This is a genomic window from Pseudomonas sp. zfem005, from assembly GCF_032621735.1.
Taxonomy (GTDB): Bacteria; Pseudomonadota; Gammaproteobacteria; order Pseudomonadales; family Pseudomonadaceae; genus Metapseudomonas; species Metapseudomonas solani.
In genome coordinates, this window is sequence record NZ_JAVYJE010000001.1 from 155461 (window position 1) to 175195 (window position 19735).

19 protein-coding genes are annotated in these 19735 nt (G+C 67.2%); 9 read left to right on the plus strand and 10 right to left on the minus strand.

Annotation, left to right across the window (positions count from 1 at the left end; all coding sequences use genetic code 11):
* Nucleotides 1-4 precede the first annotated feature (4 nt).
* Together RTW82_RS00745 and RTW82_RS00750 are read right to left on the minus strand one after the other, a co-directional pair.
* The gene (locus RTW82_RS00745; RefSeq protein ID WP_021222756.1) at nucleotides 5-526 is read right to left on the minus strand and encodes a glycine cleavage system protein R; all 522 of its coding nucleotides are present in this window, start codon (nucleotides 524-526) and stop codon (nucleotides 5-7) included.
* 30 nt (nucleotides 527-556) lie between these two features.
* The gene (locus tag RTW82_RS00750) at nucleotides 557-1003 is read right to left on the minus strand and encodes a GNAT family N-acetyltransferase (RefSeq protein WP_021222757.1); all 447 of its coding nucleotides are present in this window, start codon (nucleotides 1001-1003) and stop codon (nucleotides 557-559) included.
* Nucleotides 1004-1318: 315 nt separating this feature from the next.
* On the opposite strand from RTW82_RS00750, the gene RTW82_RS00755 reads away from it, so the two are divergent.
* Nucleotides 1319-3496 carry a malate synthase G gene (locus RTW82_RS00755; RefSeq protein WP_316923982.1) on the plus strand — a complete coding sequence of 726 codons (2178 nt, stop codon included), beginning with the start codon at nucleotides 1319-1321 and terminating at the stop codon, nucleotides 3494-3496.
* A gap of 59 nt (nucleotides 3497-3555) precedes the next feature.
* Here the strand turns inward: RTW82_RS00755 and RTW82_RS00760 are convergent, their stop codons facing one another.
* From RTW82_RS00760 to RTW82_RS00775, 4 genes are all read right to left on the minus strand, one after another.
* Nucleotides 3556-4125, minus strand: coding sequence for a TetR/AcrR family transcriptional regulator (locus tag RTW82_RS00760; RefSeq protein WP_316923983.1), 570 nt, complete (start codon nucleotides 4123-4125; stop codon nucleotides 3556-3558).
* A gap of 62 nt (nucleotides 4126-4187) precedes the next feature.
* Nucleotides 4188-4595, minus strand: a complete 408-nt coding sequence (locus RTW82_RS00765; protein ID WP_410478738.1) for a PaaI family thioesterase — start codon at nucleotides 4593-4595, stop codon at nucleotides 4188-4190.
* Nucleotides 4595-5026, minus strand: coding sequence for a PaaI family thioesterase (locus RTW82_RS00770; protein ID WP_316923984.1), 432 nt, complete (start codon nucleotides 5024-5026; stop codon nucleotides 4595-4597). Before RTW82_RS00770 ends, RTW82_RS00765 begins: the two co-directional genes overlap by 1 nt.
* Nucleotides 5027-5201: 175 nt before the next feature.
* Entirely contained in the window at nucleotides 5202-5708 is a 507-nt protein-coding gene (locus RTW82_RS00775) for a response regulator (protein WP_316923985.1), read from the minus strand.
* 295 nt (nucleotides 5709-6003) lie between these two features.
* Here RTW82_RS00775 and RTW82_RS00780 point away from each other — a divergent pair, with 295 nt between their 5' ends.
* The 8 genes from RTW82_RS00780 to RTW82_RS00815 all read left to right on the plus strand — a co-directional run bounded on the left by RTW82_RS00780 (nucleotide 6004) and on the right by RTW82_RS00815 (nucleotide 15187).
* The gene (locus tag RTW82_RS00780; protein ID WP_316923986.1) at nucleotides 6004-7938 is read left to right on the plus strand and encodes a putative nucleotidyltransferase substrate binding domain-containing protein; all 1935 of its coding nucleotides are present in this window, start codon (nucleotides 6004-6006) and stop codon (nucleotides 7936-7938) included.
* Nucleotides 7935-8645, plus strand: coding sequence for a PolC-type DNA polymerase III (locus tag RTW82_RS00785; protein WP_263402786.1), 711 nt, complete (start codon nucleotides 7935-7937; stop codon nucleotides 8643-8645). Before RTW82_RS00780 ends, RTW82_RS00785 begins: the two co-directional genes overlap by 4 nt.
* Before the next feature lie 124 nt (nucleotides 8646-8769).
* On the plus strand, nucleotides 8770-9288 hold the full coding sequence (locus RTW82_RS00790; protein ID WP_021222765.1) for an RNA polymerase sigma factor: 519 nt from the start codon (nucleotides 8770-8772) through the stop codon (nucleotides 9286-9288).
* Nucleotides 9285-10235 (plus strand): FecR family protein, encoded by a 951-nt coding sequence (locus RTW82_RS00795; RefSeq protein ID WP_316923987.1) that lies wholly within the window; start codon nucleotides 9285-9287, stop codon nucleotides 10233-10235. Before RTW82_RS00790 ends, RTW82_RS00795 begins: the two co-directional genes overlap by 4 nt.
* A gap of 138 nt (nucleotides 10236-10373) precedes the next feature.
* Nucleotides 10374-12803 carry a TonB-dependent siderophore receptor gene (locus RTW82_RS00800; RefSeq protein WP_316923988.1) on the plus strand — a complete coding sequence of 810 codons (2430 nt, stop codon included), beginning with the start codon at nucleotides 10374-10376 and terminating at the stop codon, nucleotides 12801-12803.
* Between the two features lie 69 nt (nucleotides 12804-12872).
* A complete protein-coding gene (locus tag RTW82_RS00805) occupies nucleotides 12873-13997 on the plus strand; it encodes a PepSY-associated TM helix domain-containing protein (protein ID WP_316923989.1) in 1125 nt (374 codons plus the stop codon).
* Nucleotides 13994-14158, plus strand: coding sequence for a hypothetical protein (locus RTW82_RS00810; protein ID WP_263402781.1), 165 nt, complete (start codon nucleotides 13994-13996; stop codon nucleotides 14156-14158). Before RTW82_RS00805 ends, RTW82_RS00810 begins: the two co-directional genes overlap by 4 nt.
* A 78-nt stretch (nucleotides 14159-14236) precedes the next feature.
* Nucleotides 14237-15187 (plus strand): lyase, encoded by a 951-nt coding sequence (locus RTW82_RS00815; protein WP_316923990.1) that lies wholly within the window; start codon nucleotides 14237-14239, stop codon nucleotides 15185-15187.
* A 326-nt stretch (nucleotides 15188-15513) separates the two neighbouring features.
* Here the strand turns inward: RTW82_RS00815 and RTW82_RS00820 are convergent, their stop codons facing one another.
* From RTW82_RS00820 to creD, 4 genes are all read right to left on the minus strand, one after another.
* Complete coding sequence (locus RTW82_RS00820) at nucleotides 15514-17589, minus strand: TonB-dependent siderophore receptor (RefSeq protein WP_316924335.1); 2076 nt, start codon at nucleotides 17587-17589, stop codon at nucleotides 15514-15516.
* Between the two features lie 198 nt (nucleotides 17590-17787).
* On the minus strand, nucleotides 17788-17955 hold the full coding sequence (locus RTW82_RS00825) for a hypothetical protein (RefSeq protein ID WP_173177495.1): 168 nt from the start codon (nucleotides 17953-17955) through the stop codon (nucleotides 17788-17790).
* Complete coding sequence (locus tag RTW82_RS00830) at nucleotides 17945-18271, minus strand: hypothetical protein (RefSeq protein ID WP_316923991.1); 327 nt, start codon at nucleotides 18269-18271, stop codon at nucleotides 17945-17947. The genes RTW82_RS00825 and RTW82_RS00830 overlap by 11 nt, the downstream gene beginning before the upstream one ends.
* Nucleotides 18272-18327: 56 nt before the next feature.
* Nucleotides 18328-19680: a cell envelope integrity protein CreD gene (gene creD, locus RTW82_RS00835; RefSeq protein ID WP_316923992.1), complete on the minus strand. Its 1353-nt coding sequence runs from the start codon at nucleotides 19678-19680 to the stop codon at nucleotides 18328-18330.
* Nucleotides 19681-19735 lie beyond the last annotated feature (55 nt).

Here is a 19735-nt window from a genome sequence, read left to right on the forward strand (position 1 = left end):
CGGCTCAGGACGCCTGGGGCTGCAGGTTGAGTTCCACCATCAGGTCGTCGGCCAGGGTCTCCAGGCGCCTCTGCAGCACATCCAGCGAAAGCGTCAGCGGCACCGCCAGCAACGCTTCGGCATGGAACAGCGGCTCGCTGCTCATGGGCGCGGGCTTCACCTCGGTCACCAGGCGCTCCAGGTTCACCCCCTCCTCGGACAGCAGCCGGGTGATGTCGCGGACGATGCCGGGGCGGTCGTTCCCCACCAGGTCCAGCAGGATCGGCTTCCAGGTGCAGGAAGGCTCGATGCCGCTTTCCGCCAGCATCACCCGGATGCCATGGGTGGCCAGGCCCTGCAGCCCTTCCACCAGTTCGTCATAACCCTCGGCCGGCACCGCCACCCGCAGGATGCCGGCGAACTGCCCGGCCATGCGTGACATGCGGCTTTCCAGCCAGTTGCCGCCATGGGCGGCGATGCACTGGGCGACCCGTTCCACCAACCCGGGCTGATCCGGGGCGATTACCGTCAGTACCAGATGGTCCACGTTCTACTCCTTGCCTTAAGTGGGGCCGCCTCAGGCGAGGCTCAGCCAATAGGTCAGGTACACCTGGTCACGCACGTAGCCCAGGCGCTCGTACAGGGCCTGGCCGGCCAGGTTGGTCTTCGCCGTCTCCAGCTGCAGGCCGCAGGCACCGGTGGCCTCGCCATGGGCACGCGCCGCGTTCATCAGCGCTTCGCCCACGCCTTGCCGGCGGGCATCGGGGGCGACGTACAGGTCGCTGAGCAACCAGGCCGGCGCCAGGGCCAGGGACGACATGAAGGGGTAGAGCTGCACGAACCCTTGCGCCCTGCCCTCCAGGCTACGCGCGATGAACAGCACCGAATCGCCGCGCGCCAGGCGGTCACCAAGAAAGTCGCGCACCTCGCCCAGGGGGCGCGGCACTTCGTAGAAATCCAGGTAGCCGGAGAAGAGTGCGGCGAGCTCATCGATATCGGCAGCGGTTACGGCATGCACAGCCATGGTGGAACTCCGTTTTTTGTAGTGGGAGGAGTATAGAAAAGAGCTGGATGTAGTCCCGAAATCTACCTTCACAGCCTGCGGCGCTGGGTCGCAGGCACGGTTTTTCAGAAATCGTGTACGTTTTTAAGATTTATCTGGAACAATCACCCAGTTTTTTGAGAACATTCTGCCCCCGCTGTGACTGTAAGGCGTTTTCCGGTCGCATAGCGACGCACGCCCATGATTTTTACGACGGGTTCATGTAGTATGCCGCGGCTCGGACTACAAGCACTGGAGCATGGTCCGAAGCGGATATTGAGCAGAGTGAGGCAAGCAATGACTGAGCGCGTTCAAGTCGGTGGCCTGCAGGTCGCCAGAGTCCTGTTCGACTTCGTGAATAACGAAGCCATCCCCGGAACCGGCCTCAGCGCCGATAAGTTCTGGGCCGGAGCCGAAGCGGTCATCAATGACCTGGCGCCCAAGAACAAAGCCCTGCTCGCCAAGCGCGACGAACTCCAGGCGCAGATCGATGCCTGGCACCAGGCCCGCGCCGGCCAGGCCCACGATGCCGTGGCCTACAAGACCTTCCTTCAGGAAATCGGCTACCTGCTCCCCGAGCCGGCCGACTTCCATGCCACCACCACCAACGTCGACGAAGAAATCGCCCGCATGGCCGGCCCGCAGCTGGTCGTACCGGTGATGAATGCCCGCTTCGCGCTGAACGCCGCCAACGCCCGTTGGGGCTCGCTGTACGACGCGCTCTACGGCACCGACGTGATCAGCGAAGAGAACGGCGCCGAGAAGGGCAAAGGCTACAACAAGGTCCGTGGTGACAAGGTCATCGCCTTCGCCCGCGCCTTCCTCGACGAAGCCGCCCCGCTGCACGACGGCTCCCACGTCGACGCCACCGCCTATGCCATCAAGGACGGCGCCTTCGCCGTGACCCTGAAGGACGGCACCACGACCGGCCTCAAGGACGCTGCCCAGTTCATCGCCTTCCAGGGTGATGCCGCAGCCCCGCAAGCCCTGCTGCTGAAGCACAACGGCCTGCACTTCGAAATCCAGATCGACGCCAACAGCCCCATCGGCAAGACCGATGCCGCTGGCGTCAAGGACGTGCTGATGGAAGCCGCCCTGACCACCATCATGGATTGCGAAGACTCCGTTGCCGCCGTCGATGCCGACGACAAGACCGTGGTCTACCGCAACTGGCTGGGCCTGATGAAAGGCGACCTGGCCGAGAGCGTGTCCAAGGGCGGCGAGACCTTCACCCGCACCATGAACCCCGACCGCGTCTACACCAAGGCCGACGGTTCCGAGCTGACCCTGCACGGCCGCAGCCTGCTGTTCGTGCGCAACGTTGGTCACCTGATGACCAACCCGGCCATCCTCGACGCCGCTGGCAACGAGATCCCGGAAGGCATCCAGGACGCGCTGTTCACCAGCCTGATCGCCCTGCACAACCTCAACGGCAACACCAGCCGCAAGAACACCCGCACCGGCTCGGTCTACATCGTCAAGCCGAAGATGCACGGTCCGGAAGAAGTCGCCTTCGCCGCTGAAATCTTCAGCCGCGTCGAGGATGTGCTCGGCATGCCGCGCAACACCCTGAAGGTCGGCATCATGGACGAAGAGCGCCGTACCACCATCAACCTCAAGGCGTGCATCAAGGCCGCCAGCGAGCGCGTGGTCTTCATCAACACCGGCTTCCTCGACCGCACCGGTGACGAAATCCACACCTCCATGGAAGCTGGCGCCGTTGTGCGCAAGGCCGCCATGAAGAGCGAGAAGTGGATCGGCGCCTACGAAAACAACAACGTCGACATCGGCCTGGCCACCGGCCTGCAAGGCCGCGCCCAGATCGGCAAGGGCATGTGGGCCATGCCCGACCTGATGGCCGGCATGCTCGAGCAGAAGATCGGCCACCCGCTGGCCGGCGCCAACACCGCCTGGGTGCCGTCGCCGACCGCCGCCACCCTGCACGCCCTGCACTACCACAAGGTCGACGTGTTCGCCCGTCAGGCCGAACTGGCCAAGCGCACGCCCGCCTCGGTGGACGACATCCTGACCATCCCGCTGGCGCCCAACACCAACTGGACCGCTGACGAGATCCAGAACGAACTGGACAACAACGCCCAAGGCATCCTCGGCTATGTAGTGCGCTGGATCGACCAAGGCGTCGGCTGCTCCAAGGTGCCGGACATCAACGATGTCGGCCTGATGGAAGACCGCGCCACCCTGCGTATCTCCAGCCAGCTGCTGGCCAACTGGCTGCGCCACAACGTGGTCACCGAGGAGCAGATCCTCGCCAGCCTCAAGCGCATGGCTCCGGTGGTTGACCGTCAGAACGCCAACGACCCGCTGTACCGCCCGCTGGCCCCCAACTTCGACGACAACGTAGCCTTCCAGGCCGCAGTCGAACTGGTGGTCGAAGGCACCAAGCAGCCCAACGGCTACACCGAGCCGGTCCTGCACCGTCGTCGCCGCGAGTTCAAGGCGAAGAACGGCCTGTAAGCCGGGCTCCACAATAAACCGCCCCTCGGGGCGGTTTTTTCATGCCTGTGAAAAGCCCTTCATCCCGGCAACAAGGGCAGCAGCTCCGCCTCGATCAATTGCAGCGGCCGCAGGGAGCGCTGCACCCGGGCCACGCCCAGCGCGCCTTCCAGGGCGGCGATCAGCAACCAGGCGCGGCTCTCGGCAACGGCCGCCGGCACACCGTCCGCACCCAGCGCCTGCTCGAACACGCCGTGCCAGCCAGCCAGCGCAGCGCCGCAACGCTGGTGAACGCCGTTCAGCTCATCGTCGATGCTCAAGGTGGTGGCGAAGATGGGGCAGGACTCGGCGTAGCCCGACGCCTCCAGCCAACCGCGCAGTGTGGCGGTGAACCCCAGCAGGGCGTTACGCGCATGGGGTGCCCGGCTTGCGGCCTGTTCGAGATGCGCTCGCACCTCGCTGGCGACGAAGTCGATGGCCGCGCCGACGATCTCCGGCTTGCCATCGGGGAAGTAGTGGTAGAGCGACCCCTTGGGCGTTTCCGAGCGCGCGATGATGTCGCCCAGGGCGGTGCCGAAATAGCCCTTGCTCGCCAGCAGTGAAGCGGTGGCACGCACGACGCGATCGGCAGCGTTGGATTTCTTCGGCAAAGGGACGTCTCCAGGAGCAATGGCGCGCCGGCCGCCCGGCGCGCGCAAAGCATGCCCGAGCCTCAGGGAATATGAAACACGGCGCTGCCGCGGGCCACGGGGTGTTCCCCGCAGCGCAGGTCCGCACTGGCGAAGGCCAGGCGCTGGCCCACCTTGTGGATCGCCGTGCGCACCTCCACCAGGTCACCCAGGCGGGCCGCTCCACAAAAATCCAGGCTCAGGTTCACCGTGGCCATCGCCAGGGGCGGCTCCTGGGAGAAGGCCGTGGAGTAGCCCAGCGCGACATCCGCCAGGGTGCAGAGCAAACCACCATGGGCGGTGCCCCGCAGGTTGCAGTGCTTCTGCTGGATGCGCGCAGCGATGACCAGGCCGCCCTCCTCGTCGCGCCGGGAATACAGCGGGCCCAGCAGATCGAGGAAGGGACTGCTGCGGAACAGCGGCTCGAAGCCGGGAGGGATCGCGGCGTCCATCAGCGCCCACCCTCGCCACCGACCTTGGCCACGCTGGCCAGGGCCACCGCCACCAGCTTCTCTTCGCCATTCCTGACCGCGAAGACCTCGGCGAAGGTGGCCAGGGACCGACTCGATGCCTTCAGCACCCGCCCCCGGGCCAGCAACCGCTCACCCACCGCCGGCGCCAGCAGGTTGAGTTTGTACTCCGAGGTCACCACGTCCCCCGCCACCGAGGCCGCCGCCCAGGCGCAGGCGCTGTCGGCCATGAAGCCGACCACTGCGCCATGCACGAAGCCATGGTGCTGGTGCATCACCTCCGGCTTCACGTCGACTTCCAACTCGACGACGCCATCGCCCAGCGCATTGACGCGCGCGCCCATCAGCGCAGCGAAGGGGGTGGCGCGGATCACCGCCTCGAGTCTTTCCAGCAAACGCGGATTCTCACTCATGACACGTCCTCCTGAAGAAAATGGCCGGCCTTTTTTATATAGACCGGTCTAACTATTTTGCTCAGAAAGCGATCACCCACAAGCAGGCGCAGGCCTGCATCAGGCCGGCGAATGCCAGGCCAACCAGCACCTTGATGAACGGAGGGAGGAAATGAAAAGCCGCCTCGCGGCGGCTTCAGGCGCTTTTCAGCGCGAGGATTTCGGCCTTGCCTTGCCTCGCCCTCACCGGCGGGCTCTTCGCCGGCGGAGCCCCCAGCTCGTTGCGCACCAGTGTAACCAGGCGGCTGATATCCACGGGCTTGAGCAGGAAATCGAGCACCTTCAGGCGCATGGCCTCGATGGCGTCCTGCACATCGGCGTCACCGCTGGTGATGATCACCGGCAGGTCGGCACGTGCCGATTGACGAACCTCGCGGACCAGCTCCAGGCCGCCGCCGCAGGTAAGGTGCAGCTCGGTCACCAGCAGGTCGATGGAGGGCCGCGCCAGCAGCAGCGCCAGTGCCTGCTCGGCGCTGCCGGCGGTGGTGCAGACGATGCCCTGGGCCAGCAACCGCTCGGCCAGGGCGTAACGCGCCGCCTCGTCGCCGTCCACCACCAGGACGCTGGGCTGGGCGTTGGGCACGCGCACGAGCTCATCGAGGGCCTTCATCTCCTCCTGGCTCAGCAAGTCACCGTAGTTCATGGACTTCACCTCGTAGCGGCCGTTGCAGGCGCGCTGCTCCACACAAAACCGGAATGCGCGGGATTACGCCTGTGTGATAGCGGATGAACATAAGAGTTCCTGCACCCCCGCCGAACGGTACGAAAAACGACCAACGCGACGGCACGCACGCAAAACCCCGGTCCAGACAGCCCCGCCCCTGGCGACCGAGCGGCCGGGAGGCAGCGGCGGCCTCTCTATACTTACGTCCAATGTGCAGCACCGCTGCAGCCACCGACCATGCACCCCACAACAAGAGAGCCGTGGAACCCACAGCATGAGCACGACGGACGCCTTCGCCCAGGCGGGCAAGCTGGCGGTGATGCAGAACGTCCATGGCACCATGGAATTCCTGCAGAAGTTTCCGCCCTTCAACCAGATGGAAAGCGCCCACCTGGCCTACCTGGTGGAGAACTGCCTGTTGCGTTTCTACGGGCGCGGGGAATCCATCATCAAGCCCAGCGACGGGCCGGTGGAGCACTTCTACATCGTCAAGCAGGGCCGGGTCGTCGGCGAGCGCCCACACTCCGCCAAGCGCGGCACCGAAACCACCTTCGAGATCGCCGGCGGCGAGTGCTTCCCCCTCGCCGCCCTGCTCGGCGAACGCGCTACCCGCACCGAGCACCTGGCCGGTGAAGACACCTTCTGCCTGCTCCTGGCCAAGCCGTCGTTCGTGCGCCTGTTCGCCCTCTCCGGCCCCTTCCGCGACTTCGCCCTGCGCGGCGTCAGCAGCCTGCTCGACCAGGTCAACCAGCAGGTGCAGCTGCGCGCGGTGGAAACCCTCGGCGCCCAGTACTCCCTCGACACCCGCCTGATCGACCTCGCCGTGCGCCAGCCCATCGCCTGCCCGCCGCAGATGCCCCTGCGCGACGCGGTGCGGCTGATGCACGAGAACCAGGTGGGCAGCATCGTCATCGTCGACGAGCAGCAGCGGCCCCAGGGCATCTTCACCCTGCGCGACCTGCGCCGGGTGATCGCCGACGCCTGCGCCGACCTCGGCCAGAGCATCGCCGAGCTGATGACCCAGCAGCCTTTCCACCTGCCCCCGGATGCCAGCGCCTTCGACGCCGCCATCGCCATGACCGAGCGCCACATCGCCCACGTCTGCGTGGTGGACGACGGCCGTCTGCGCGGCGTGGTCTCCGAGCGCGACCTGTTCTCCCTGCAACGGGTCGACCTGGTGCACCTGGCGCGCACCATCCGCCACGCCGGTCGGGTGGAAACCCTCGCCGCCCTGCGCAGCGACATCCAGCGCCTGGTGGACAGCATGCTCGCCCACGGCGCCAGCTCCACCCAGATCACCCACATCATCACCCTGCTCAACGACCACACCGTGTGCCGGGTCATCGAGCTGGCCATCGAAGCCCTCGGCGACCCCGACCTGCCCTTCACCTGGCTGTGCTTCGGCAGCGAAGGCCGTCGCGAGCAGACCCTGCACACCGACCAGGACAACGGCATCCTCTTCGAGGCCCGCGACGCCGCCGAAGCCGCCGCCATCCGTGGGCGCCTGCTGCCCCTGGCCGAACGCATCAACCAGGACCTGGCCAAATGCGGCTTCGAGCTGTGCCGGGGGCGCATCATGGCCAGCAATCCCGAGCTGTGCCTGTCGCGCCAGGAGTGGAGCCGCCGCTTCGCCGGCTTCATCCGCGAGGCCACGCCGGAAAGCCTGCTGGGCTCGAGCATCTACTTCGACCTGCGCACCGTCTGGGGCGACCGCGAGAGCTGCGAGCAACTGCGCCGCGAAGTGCTCGTGCAAGTAGCCGACAACCAACTGTTCCAGCGCCTGATGGCCGACAACGCCCTGCGCCAACGCCCGCCCGTGGGCCGCTTCCGTGATTTCGTGGTGGCCCGCAAGGGTGCCGAGAAAGACACCCTCGACCTCAAGGTCCAGGGCCTCACCCCCTTCGTCGACGGCGCGCGCCTGCTCGCCCTAGCCCACGGCATCGACAGCTGCAACACCCTCGAACGCCTGCGCCAGCTGGTCGCCCACGAAGTGATCGACGCCCAGGACGGCGCCGCCTTCGAGGAGGCCTACCACTTCATCCAGCAGACCCGCATGCAGCAGCACCAGCAACAGGCCCGCCAGGGGCTGCCCTTCTCCAACCGCCTCGACCCGGACAGCCTCAACCACCTGGACCGGCGCATCCTCCGCGAATCCTTCCGCCAGGCCCAGCGCCTGCAGGCCAGCCTCGCGCTGCGCTACCAGCTATGAACGCCCTCGCCTGGCTCACCCGACGCCACCGCCCGCCGTTGAGCGATGCCCAGCAGCGCCGGCGGGAACAGCTGCCCGCCCCGCTCGGGCTGGGCGACGGCCCCCTGGGCGAACAGCGCTTCGTGGTGCTCGACCTGGAAACCAGCGGCCTGAACATGAGCCGCGACCTGGTGCTGTCCATTGGTGCGGTGAGCATCGAGAACGGCGCCATCGACCTGGGCCACCAGTTCGAAGCCACCCTGCACCGCGAAACCGGCCGTATCAGCCCCAGCGTGCTGATCCACGGCATCGCCCCCAGCGAGTCGGCCGAAGGTGTGGAGCCCGCCGAAGCCCTGCTGGCCTTCATGGAATACCTCGGCGACAGCCCGCTGCTGGCCTTCCACGCCCCCTTCGACCAGCGCATGCTCGCCCGCGCCCTCCGGCGTGACCTCGGCCACCGCCTGCAGCACCCCTTCCTCGACGTCGCCGAACTGGCCCCGCTGCTGTGCCCCGACGCCGGCATCCGCAACGGCGGGCTGGACCAATGGGCCGAGTATTTCGGCCTGCAGGTGCAGCAGCGCCACCACGCCAGCGCCGACGCCCTGGCCACCGCCGAAATGGCCCTGATCCTCTTCAGCCGCGCCCGCCAACAAGGCCTCGGCAGCCCCGCCGCCCTCGCCGCCGCCCTGACCCGCTGGCAACGCCGCCAGCAGCAACCCGGCCTCTGATCCCTCCGCGAACGGTCATCGCCAACCGACGGCCTGCGATTGCGGCCCGTGGCCAGCATGGGCATAATTGCGAATCATTCTCGCTCTATTTCCTACCAGCCAGCTTCGAGCGGCGGAGGTTGCAGTGTCGCTTGGGGAAACCACGAACCATGCTCTGGCGGGCGCGCTCTATCGCGACCATCGTGACTGGCTGCTCGGCTGGCTGCGGCGCAGCCTCAGCTGCCCCCATCGGGCGGAAGACCTCAGCCAGGACGCCTTCGTGCGCATCCTCGGCAAGCCCGACCTGCACCAGGTGCGCGAACCCCGCGCCCTGCTCACCACCATTGCCCGTGGCCTTCTGGTGGACCATTTCCGCCGCAGCGCCCTGGAGCGCGCCTACCTCGACGAACTCGCCCTGGTGCCCGAAGCCGTGCACCCGGACCTGGAAGAGCAGGCGCTGATCCTCGAAGCCCTGCGCGAGATCGACCGCCTGCTGGGCACGCTCTCCAGCAAGGCGCGCGCCGCTTTCCTCTACAACCGTGTCGACGGCCTGGGCCACGCCGAAATCGCCGAGCGCCTGGGCGTCTCCGTGCCGCGCGTGCGCCAGTACCTCGCCCAGGGCCTGCGCCAGTGCTACATCGCGCTCTACGGTGAGCCGACGTGAATCGCGCCCCGGTTTCCTCACAGGTTCTCGACGAAGCCATCCACTGGCAGCTGTGCCTGGGGTCGGGCGACGCCAGTGCCGGCGAGCAGGCGGAATTTCTCCACTGGCACGCCGCCAATGCCGAGCACGCCCGTGCCTGGGCGCAACTGGCCGGGCTCGACCAGCAATTCATCGCCGCCGGCAGCGCCCCGGCCCGCCGTGCCCTGCTGCGCTCGCCGCGCAGCATGCGCCGCAGCGGCGGCCTGCTCGGCCTGGTGCTGGTCGGCGCCCTGGCCCTGGGCCTGGCCAACCAGCAGCGCCCACTGAGCGACTGGCTGGCCGACGAAGTCACCGCCAGCGGCGAACAACGCGACCTGCTGCTGCCCGACAGCACCCACGTGCGCCTCAACAGCCGCAGTGCCCTGGACATCGAGTTCGACCCGGCCCAGCGCCGCATCCACCTGCGCAGCGGCGAGATCCTCGTCGAAACCGCCCACGGCGACCCGCGCCCCTTCGTGGTCGGCACCGAGAACGGTGACCTGCGCGCCCTCGGCACCCGCTTCCTGGTACGCGCCGAGAAGGACGGCACGCGCCTGGTCGTCCTGCAATCGGCGGTCGCCGCCCACCCGGCCCAGGCCGACGACGAACGCATCATCAAGGAAGGCCAGCAGGTGCTGATGCGCCGCACCCAACTGGAGGCCAGCCAGCCCGCCGCCGTGGGCGCCGACGCCTGGGTACACGGCATGCTGGTGGTGGAAAACGCCCGCCTCGCCGACCTGCTGGAGCAGTTGGGCGAATACCGCAGCGGCTACCTGGGCGTCGCCCCGGAAATCGCCGACCTGCGCATCAGCGGCAGCTTCCCCCTGCGCAACAGCGACCTCGCCCTGGACGCCCTGCCGCCCAGCCTGCCCGTGCGCATCGAACGCCACACCGGCTGGTGGACCCGCGTGGTGCCCGCCGAGAAATAGCGCTTCAACCCGGGCTCCGGCCCGGAAAACCGCCATCCGGCGGACTTTCAAAAAATATTTCGCAGGGCCCCTATCACTTTTCTATCCTGATCCGGCAACAGGTCATTGAGACTTATTTCCTATCAGGAGTCGTTCGCAATGACGTTTGCCTTCCGTCCCAGCCTGCTCGCCGTCGCCATCGTCCTGAGCAGCCTGTCCGCCCATGCCGTCGCTGAAACCCAGCAGTACAAACTGCCCGCCGCGCCCATGGCCAGCACCCTGAGCCGCATCGCCAGCGAAGCCGGCATCGTCCTGAGCATCGACCCATCGCTGACCGCCGGTAAAACCGCCCAGCCGGTGCAAGGCGAATACTCGCCGGTCGCCGCACTCAACGCCGCCCTTAACGGCAGCGGCCTGCAACTGGTGAAAAGCCCCTCGGGCACCTTCAGCCTTGAGCCCGTGGCCGATAACGGCCTGGCCCTGCCGGCCACCAATATCGACGCCGCCGGTGTCGGCGAAAGCGCCTGGGGCCCCACCACCGGCTACCTGGCCAAACGCACCGCCGCCGGCACCAAAACGGATACCGCGCTGGCCGAGGCCCCGCGTTCGATCTCCGTCGCCACCCGCGAGCAGATGCAGGAGCGCAGCGTCCACAGCCTCGATGACGCGGTGAAATACATGCCCGGCATCGTCTCCGCCAGCTTCGGCAGCGACACCCGCTACGACTGGATGCGCGTGCGCGGCTTCGAACCGACCCACTTCCTCGATGGCCTGCCGCTGCCGCGCGGCGTGTACGCCAACCCGAAACCGGAAACCTGGAACCTGGACCGCCTGGCCCTGCTGCGCGGCCCGGCTTCTTCCGTGTACGGCCAGACCCCGCCCGGCGGCCTGCTGGACATGGTCAGCCGTCGCCCGAGCGCCGAGACCAGCCACGAGATCGAAGTGCAGTACGGCAGCGACAACCATCGCCAGATCAACTTCGCCAGCACCGGCAAGATCGACGAGCAGGGCCAGTTCCTCTACGGCCTGAGCGGCGTGGTACGCGACAGCGGCACGCAGATCGACCACGTCGACAACAAGCGCTACAACCTCGCCCCCAGCCTGACCTGGAATATCGACCCCGACACCACGCTGACCCTGCTGTCGCAGTTCACCCGCGACGATACCGGCACCACCAGCCAGTTCCGACCGATCCAGGGCACCAAGATCGACATGCCGTTCGGCAAGATCTCCCACCACAAGAACCTGGGCGATCCGGACTACGACTTCTACGACCGCACCTACTACGCCCTGGGCTACGCCTTCGAGCATCGCTTCAACGATGTCTGGCAGTTCCGCCAGAACCTGCGCTACACCAAGTCCGAGCTGTCGTTCCAGACCGTCACCGTCAACAGCTACATCCCGTCCCTCGCCGGTTTCGGCTACGTGGTCGACGCCAACGGTAATGTCGGTCGCAACAGCACCAACACCGATGAAGACATCAGCCAGTTCGCCGTGGACAACAACTTCCAGGCCGACTTCGCCACCGGCGGCATCGATCACACCCTGCTGCTCGGCCTCGATCACCAGCGCATCGAAACCGACTACATGTCGGTCTTCGGTACCGCCTTCAACGGCTACGCCCCGCCGGACATCAACGTCAACAACCCGGTCTCCGGCCAGCCGATCGTCCGCCCGCCGCGTTCGCTGGCGTACTACGACTACAACCAGAAAACCAACCAGACCGGCCTCTACGTCCAGGACCAGATGGCCCTCGACCAGTGGCGCCTGACCCTCGGCGGCCGTGAGGACTGGGTGCACACCGGCACCACCTTCCTCAACCAGAGCGATGCCACCAACACCGAACGTGACAAGGCCTTCAGCGGTAACGCCGCCCTCAGCTACGTGTTCGATTCCGGCTTCACCCCCTACCTGTCGTACGCCGAGTCCTTCCAGCCCACCAGCAACGCCACGGCATCGCCGACCGACTCCTTCAAGCCGACCGAAGGCAAGCAGTGGGAGCTGGGCATCAAGTACCAGCCGCCGGGCAGCGACATCCTGCTGACCGCCGCCGTCTATGACCTGACCCAGCAGAACGTGTCGGTCACCAATCGCATCAACGGCACGCCGGTCACCAGCCAGGACGGCGAAGTGAAGGTCAAGGGCCTGGAGCTGGAAGCCGTGGGCAACGTCACCGACAGCCTGAAGCTGATCGCTTCCTACACCCAGGCGAAGTCCGAAGTGCAGGACGGCGAGTACAAGGGCAAGCGCCTGCAACTGATGCCCAACCGCCAGGCCTCGCTGTGGGCCGACTACACCTGGCACAACGGCGTGCTCGACGGCTTCGGCATCGCCGCCGGCGCCCGCTACACCGGCAACACCTTCGGTGACCAGGCCAACTCCGAGCTCGGCTTCGCCAAGTCCTACACCGTGTTCGATGCCGCCGTGCACTACGACCTCGGCCGCCTGGACAGCAGCCTGAACGGTGCGTCGTTAGCGCTCAACGCCACCAACCTGCTGGACAAGGACTACCTCTCCACCTGCGACGCCTACTACTGCTACTACGGTGACGAGCGCAGCGTCGTCGCCAGCGCCACCTACAAGTGGTAAGCCACTAAGTCGTACACCACGCTCCACCTAGGCCGCCCGCTGGGCGGCCTTCGGCTTTTGGACAGGCTCATGAAATCAACCACCATCCGCCGCTGGTCCTTCGTCCACACCTGGACCAGCCTGATCTGCACGGCCTTCCTGCTGCTCCTGGCACTGACCGGCCTGCCGCTGATCTTCCACCACGAGATCGACCACCTGCTGGGCGACGCCCCGGTGCTGCGCGAGATGCCGGCGGACTCGCCGCGCCTCGACCTGCAGCAACTGGTGCAGGCCGCCGAGGCCCATCGCCGGGGCGAGGTGGTGCAGTACCTGGGCTGGGAAGACGACGAGCCCAATGGCGTGGTGGCCATCACCGCCGCCACCGCCGGCACCGAACCCAACTCCTCGCACACCTTCATGCTCGACGCCCGCAGCGGCGAGCCAGTGGCCATGCCCTCGGCCAACGGCGGCTTCATGATGACCATGCTGCGCCTGCACGTGGACATGTTCGCCGGGCTGCCGGGCAAGCTGTTGCTGGCCTTCATGGGCCTGCTGTTCGTGGTCGCGATCGTCTCCGGCGCGGTGCTCTATGCGCCCTTCATGCGCCGCCTGGAGTTCGGCACCGTGCGCCGCGACCGCTCCACCCGCACCCGCTGGCTGGACCTGCACAACCTCATCGGCATCGTCACCCTGACCTGGGCCCTGGTGGTCGGTGTCACTGGGGTGATCAGCGCCTGCGCCGACCTGGTGATCGCCGCCTGGCGCAACGAGAGCCTGGCCGCCATGGTCGAGCCCTACCGCGACGCCCCGCCGCTCACCGAGCGCGCCCCGGCCACGCGCCTGCTGGAGATCGCCGCCCAGGCGACGCCGGGCATGGCGCCGGACTTCATCGCCTTCCCCGGCACGCGCTTCTCCAGCGAGCACCACTACTCGGTGTTCATGAAGGGCAGCAGCCACCTCACCTCGCACCTGTGGACGCCGGTGCTGATCGACGCGCGCACCCTAGAAGTCACCGCCATCGGCGAGCGGCCCTGGTACATGGACACCCTAGCCATGTCCCAGCCGCTGCACTTCGGCGACTACGGCGGCCTGCCCATGCAGCTGCTGTGGGCGACCTTGGACGTGCTGACCATCATCGTCCTCGGCAGTGGGCTCTACCTCTGGTGGGTGCGCCGACGCGCGCCGGCGCGGCAGCGTGGGGAGGCGACGGCATGAACCTGAAGCGCATCTTCGCCGTGCCCGCGCTGCTGGCGGCGCTCACCGCCATTGGCCTGGTGGGCGCCCTGCTCGGCGACGGCATCTGGGACGCCCTGGCCTGGGTCGGCCTGGGCATCCCCGCCTTCCTCGGCATCCGCCCCTTCCTGCTGCGACGCTGAACGGGCGCCGGCAAATTCCGGCGAACCCTTGGAGCGCGGCGGCGTCCATACGTCTGTATCCCAGACCTGGAGGTCGCCATGCTCCGCACCGCCGCTGCGGTCTTGTTCGCCGCCCTGCTCAGCACGACCGTGCTCGCCGCCGAGGTGAAGTACTTCCCCCTGCCACCGGGCAGCGGCCCGCGCGACGTGGCCCCCGCCACCGACGGCCGCGTCTGGTACACCGCGCAGAAGCTCGGCCTGCTCGGGCTGCTCGACCCCATGACCGGACAGAGCCAGCAGATCGCCCTCGGCGCCGGCTCCAGCCCCCGTGGCGTGGTGGTCGGCCAGGATGGCGCGGCCTGGGTCACCGATGCCGGCCTCAATGCCCTGGTGAAGGTGGACCCGGACCGCCTCAGAGCCAAGCACTACCCCTTGCCGGGCAGCGCCGCCGACGCCGGCCTCAATAGCGCCACCTTCGATAGGGCCGGGCTGCTCTGGTTCACCGGGCAGAACGGCTACTACGGCCGGCTCGACCCGAAGAACGGCGAGATCAAGGTCTGGCCCGCCCCGGGCGGCGCCGGGCCCTACGGCATCACCACCACGCCCAATGGCGAGATCTGGTACGCCAGCCTCGACGGCAAGCACATCGCCCGCATCGACGCCGGCTCCGGCCATGCCGAGGTGATCGCCTCACCCGAGGCGCAGCAGGGGCCGCAACGCATCTGGAGCGATTCCAAGGGCACCCTCTGGGTCAGTGAAAGCGGCAGCGGCAAGCTCAGCCGCTACGACCCGCTGGCCAACGCCTGGAACAGCTGGGCCCTGCCCGGCGGCAAGGCCGACGCCCATGCCATGTTCGTCGACGAGCAGGACCGCATCTGGATCAGCGATTTCAGCAGCAACGCCATCCTCCGCTTCAACCCCTTCAGCCAGCGCTTCACCGCCTTCCCCAGCGACCAGGCCAACGCCCGCGTGCTGCAGCTCTCCGGCCGCATCGGCGAAGTCTGGGGCGCGGAATCGGGCCTCGACCGGCTGGTGATGATCAGGGATTGAGCGGCCCATCCGGTGGAATTCATTCGCGATCGGCGCTGACCACGGCACCGGCTTCGCGGTTGAAACCGCTCCCACAAGGTTCCACCTCACCTCCGTGGCTCGGGGAAATCCGCCGTAGGTTGGCGCCGAGCGCAGCGAGGCCCAACGGCGCAAGACCCAACCCCACCTCTGCCGCTGAATCGTAGGATGGGTAGAGCACCGCGAAACCCATGCTGAAGGCCCGGCACCCAAGGCATCTCCGTGCCGGGAATTGATGGGTTTCGCTTCGCTCTACCCATCCTACGGGCTACCCACCCGACGGGCCGGGCACGGCCTCGATCTCGCGATCAGAACCTGTAGCTCGCGCTGGTCATCAGGGTGCGGGGGTCGCCGGGCATGATCTGCACGGCGCTGGTGGCGGTGGCGTAGTAGGTCTTGTCGGCGATGTTGGTCAGCGCAGCCTTCAGGTCCCACTGCTCCAGGCGGTAGCCGAGCAGGGCGTCCCAGCGGCCGTAGCCCGGCAGCGCCACGGTGTTGGCGTTGTCGGCGTAGCGGTCGCCCACCAGGGTCAGGCCGGTTTCACTGTACAGGCCCTGTTCCGGCTTCCAGCTGAGGAACAGGCTGCCGTTGCGCTCGGCCACGTCGCCGATGCGCTTGCCTTCAAGGCCGTTGTTGTCCTTGACGATCTCCGCGTCCTGCAGGCCGATGCCGCCGCGCAGGTACCAGTGGCTGTAGAGGCGGCCGCTGGCGGTCAGCTCGACGCCGCGGGAGCGCTGCAGGCCGGAGAGCAGGAAGTTGCCCGGGTTCAGCGGATCGGAGGTGCGGCGGTTGTACAGCTCGATCTCGTAGACGGCCAGGGTGGTGCTGAGGTTGTCCTCCAGCCAGTCGCTCTTCACACCCACCTCGTACTGGCGGGTGTGTTCCGGGCCGGTGTCGTTGGTGTTGGTGGTCGCGCCGGCGGTGACGCCGATCAGGCCGCCGCCCACCGGCGAGTAGGTCTTGCTGTAGGAGGCGTAGAAGGAATGGTCGCGCAGCGGCGTCCAGACCACGCCGACGCGCGGGCTGAAGCTGTCGTCCACCTGCTGCTCGCTGCGGCGGGTGAGGCGGTTCTGGCTGTCCACGTCGAAGTGGTCGTAGCGCAGGCCGAACAGCACCTGCCACTGCTCGTTCAGGGTCACCTGGTCCTGGATGTACAGGGCGCGGCTGTCGATGCGGTGCTGGGCATCGCTGCTGGCGACCATGCGCCCGGTCTGCTGGCGGGTGGTGTCGGGGTTGAAGATGTCCAGCGAGGGCGCGGCGTTGGCGGCACCGGTGGCGTTGGTGTAGAGCTTCGGGTCGCGGTGCTGGTTGCCCAGCTCCAGGCCGGTGAGCAGGCGGTGCTCCAGGCCGGCTGTGTGGAACACGCCTTCCAACTCCACGTTGTTGAAGATGTTGCGGGTGGTCAGGTCCTGCTGCCAGCGGGCGCGGCCCACGGTGCGGGCGGCGGCGTTGACGCTGGTGACGTAGGTGTTGTCGAAATCGCTGTCGAGCTTGAACACGCCGAGGGTCTGGCGCAGTTGCCAGTCGGCGTTGATGTCGTAGGTCAGGCGCGAGCGCAGGGACTGCGCCTTGTCGTCGATGTAGTCGCGCTGCAGGTCGCTGTAGACGGTGTCGCGGCTGACGTCCGCCGGGTGGCCATTGAGGCCGGGGATGCCGCGATCCGGGGTGCGGCGGTGGCGGCTGTACTCGTATTGCACCAGCCAGTTGAGGTCGGGGCTGAGCTGCCAGCTCATGGACGGCGCGAACAGCTGGCGGCTGGAGTCGACGCCCTTGCGGAAGCTGTTGGCGTCCTGCTCGCCCATGTTCAGGCGCAGGGAGATGTTCTCGCTGGGGTCGGTGCTGAGGTCGGCATAGAGGCTGCGGAAGTCCTGGCTGCCCAGCTGCGCTTCCAGGGTGGAGGCCAGCCCGGCCTGGGGCTGCTTGCTGATGCGGTTGACCAGGCCACCCTGGCTGCCACGGCCGTAGAGCACCGCCGCCGGGCCCTTGAGCACCTCGATGCGCTCGATGTTGTGCAGGTCGCGGGTGTACTGGCTGTCGTCGCGGATGCCGTCGAGGTAGAAGTCGTTGCTGGCGTCGAAGCCGCGGATGCGCAGGCCGTCGAAGCGGGTGTCACTGGCGTCGCTGACGTTGGGCAGGCCGGCGAGGGCCTGGGCGATGTTGCGGGTGCCGTAGCTGAGCACATCCTCGGTGCGCACCGTGTCGATCGCCTGGGGCACGTAGCGCACCGGGGTGGCGGTGCGCGTGGCGGTGGAGACCTCTTTCACCCTCGAATCCTGGCTGCGCTTGCCGTCGACTTCGATGGCGGGCAGCTCGGTGGCGGCCATGGCCAGCGGCGACAGCAGCAGGGAGGCCAGGCTCAGGGCCAGGGGTGAAAGGGCAGGCAGTTTGGCAGGGGTCGACATGGGGCAGGTCCGCATCCTGGTGGAGAGTAAAAGAATCGGTTGCGGATGATATTTATTTTCATTTGATCTTTATAGTCATTTGCATCGAAATATTTACAAGACGCTGACATTCCCTCGTCCTCTCTCCTCGTCCTGCCCCCTCGCACCGCTCCAGGCCGCGCCGTCCCTGGCATGCGTCCTTCAGCGGGCCTGGCGCCGCGCTTGCCCGGTGGGCTCCTGGCGGCCCGGCCAGGGCTCGAAACCGATCACCACGCCCTGCCTTTCCGCCCGGTAGCCGGGAAACAGTTCGGCGATCCGGGCCGCCAGGCGTCGGCTGGCGGCACGCTCTTCATGCAGTTCACCGCGCATCACGGGTGTCCTCCTCTTCGTCACGGTGCCGGTACCACAGGCGGAAGAACCCGGCCGCCAGCAACAGGGCGCCCTGGGAGAGCGCCACGCACAGCTGCAGGAAGGAGTTCACCGAGGGGTTGTTGCGCGGGTCGATGACGCCGGTCAGCGCATGCCAGAAGGACTCGGGCAGCACCATCAGCGCCAGGTTGGCCACCGGCTTGCCGGTGATCAGCCAGAGGTCGATGAAGCCGAAATTGCCGGCGAACATCAGGCCGCCGAGGATCAGTACCGAGACCACCAGGCCAAGGGCGAAGCAGGCTGTGAATTGCACCATTGCACGCATCGTTTCTTCCTCCCGAAGGGGCGCGGCGATGGCCGCGCCCATGAATGTCAGCCCTGGACCTGGGCGGGTTTGACGGCACCGACGCCGTACCAGTCGAGCTTGCGGGTCAACACCATCACGCAGGCCAGCAGGCCGAACACCAGCAGCGAGCCCATCAGCAGCGCGTAGTCCTCGGCGCTGAGCAGGCCGTAGAGCATCCCGTAGAGCGCCGCCAGCCCGGCGGTGAAGCCTGCGCCACGCGCCCAGCTGTGCAGCACGTGGCTGACGTAGAAGCCCACCAGCAGCACGCAGGCCGCTGCGGAAAGCGAATAGGCCAGGGCGAACTCCAGGTGCTCGGACAGCGACAGCAGCAGCAGGTAGAAGAACGCCAGGGCCAGGCCCACCAGGGCGTACTGCACCGGGTGCACCGCCAGGCGCTTGAGCACTTCCATGAGGAAGAAGCCGGCGAAGGTCAGGCAGATGAACAGCAGGGCGTACTTGATGGCGCGATCGGTCTTCAGGTACTGGTCCACGGGGTCGACGAAGCTGACGCCGAACACCTTGCCGTTGAAGTCCTCGCAACGCTCGGCGTAGGCGCAGTTGGCCAGGGCCGCTTCCATGTCGGTGGCGAAGAAGCTGGTCTGCCAGCGGGCGCTGAAGCCGTCGTCACGCACCTCGCGCTCGGCGGGCAGGAACTCGCCGACGAAGCTCGGGTGCGGCCAACCGGACTTCAGCTCCACCTGGCTGTCGCGCCCCACCGGGGTGATGCTCAGCGACTCGGTGCCCTGCAGCTTGAGGTCGAAGGCGAAGTCGAGGTTCTGCACCTCCGCCGTCAGCAGGCTCGGCAGCGGCACATGCACGCCACCGGCCAGTACCGGATCGCCGCTGCCGGGCTGGAAGTCGAAGCTGCGGCCGTTGAGCTCCAGCTTCAGCGCGTTGCTGATGCCACGGATGTCGCTGATGCCCACCGCCAGGAACGGCGCCTCGAAGCGGTAGTCGGCCAGGCCGTCCTCGATGCCGTAGTTGGCCGGCAGCACGAACTGCCCGCTGACGCGGCTATCGCTCTTGTACAACCGCGCCTGGTAGATGCCCCGGGCACGCAGCTCGGTATCCACGTCGCCGACCAGGCGCAGGCGCTCCGGCAGGAAGAACAGGCGGCTGTGCTCCTCGCTCTCGTCGAGGTAGCGCTGGCCGGTCTTCTCGTTGGTCTTCCACTCGCGGATCACGCGGCGATAGGGCACCACCAGGATCGGCCCCGTCACCTGCTGGCTGTAGCTGGAGCTCTGGGCGATGTTCGCCAGCACGCCGTCACGGGCCTGCTGACGCTCGTCGATCAGGCCGTCGATCATCAGCAGCGGGATCATCAACAGCAGGATCAACAGGGCGATGGCGCCCAGCTTGAAACCCAGGGTACGGGTCATCTCGGACTCTCCTCATGTGTTCTCGATGGGGAAAGTCTGGAGCGCACCCAAGGAG

Bases quoted from the DNA above. Each gene is read 5' to 3' on its own strand.
- RTW82_RS00825 (WP_173177495.1), bottom strand. From the start codon at position 17,955: ATGCGCGGTGAACTGCATGAAGAGCGTGCCGCCAGCCGACGCCTGGCG.
- RTW82_RS00805 (WP_316923989.1), top strand. From the start codon at position 12,873: ATGAAATCAACCACCATCCGCCGCTGGTCCTTCGTCCACACCTGGACC.
- RTW82_RS00830 (WP_316923991.1), bottom strand. From the start codon at position 18,271: ATGGTGCAATTCACAGCCTGCTTCGCCCTTGGCCTGGTGGTCTCGGTA.
- creD (WP_316923992.1), bottom strand. From the start codon at position 19,680: ATGACCCGTACCCTGGGTTTCAAGCTGGGCGCCATCGCCCTGTTGATC.
- RTW82_RS00770 (WP_316923984.1), bottom strand. From the start codon at position 5,026: ATGAGTGAGAATCCGCGTTTGCTGGAAAGACTCGAGGCGGTGATCCGC.
- RTW82_RS00765 (WP_410478738.1), bottom strand. From the start codon at position 4,595: ATGGACGCCGCGATCCCTCCCGGCTTCGAGCCGCTGTTCCGCAGCAGT.
- RTW82_RS00780 (WP_316923986.1), top strand. From the start codon at position 6,004: ATGAGCACGACGGACGCCTTCGCCCAGGCGGGCAAGCTGGCGGTGATG.
- RTW82_RS00755 (WP_316923982.1), top strand. From the start codon at position 1,319: ATGACTGAGCGCGTTCAAGTCGGTGGCCTGCAGGTCGCCAGAGTCCTG.
- RTW82_RS00815 (WP_316923990.1), top strand. From the start codon at position 14,237: ATGCTCCGCACCGCCGCTGCGGTCTTGTTCGCCGCCCTGCTCAGCACG.
- RTW82_RS00800 (WP_316923988.1), top strand. From the start codon at position 10,374: ATGACGTTTGCCTTCCGTCCCAGCCTGCTCGCCGTCGCCATCGTCCTG.
- RTW82_RS00750 (WP_021222757.1), bottom strand. From the start codon at position 1,003: ATGGCTGTGCATGCCGTAACCGCTGCCGATATCGATGAGCTCGCCGCA.
- RTW82_RS00775 (WP_316923985.1), bottom strand. From the start codon at position 5,708: ATGAACTACGGTGACTTGCTGAGCCAGGAGGAGATGAAGGCCCTCGAT.
- RTW82_RS00785 (WP_263402786.1), top strand. From the start codon at position 7,935: ATGAACGCCCTCGCCTGGCTCACCCGACGCCACCGCCCGCCGTTGAGC.
- RTW82_RS00810 (WP_263402781.1), top strand. From the start codon at position 13,994: ATGAACCTGAAGCGCATCTTCGCCGTGCCCGCGCTGCTGGCGGCGCTC.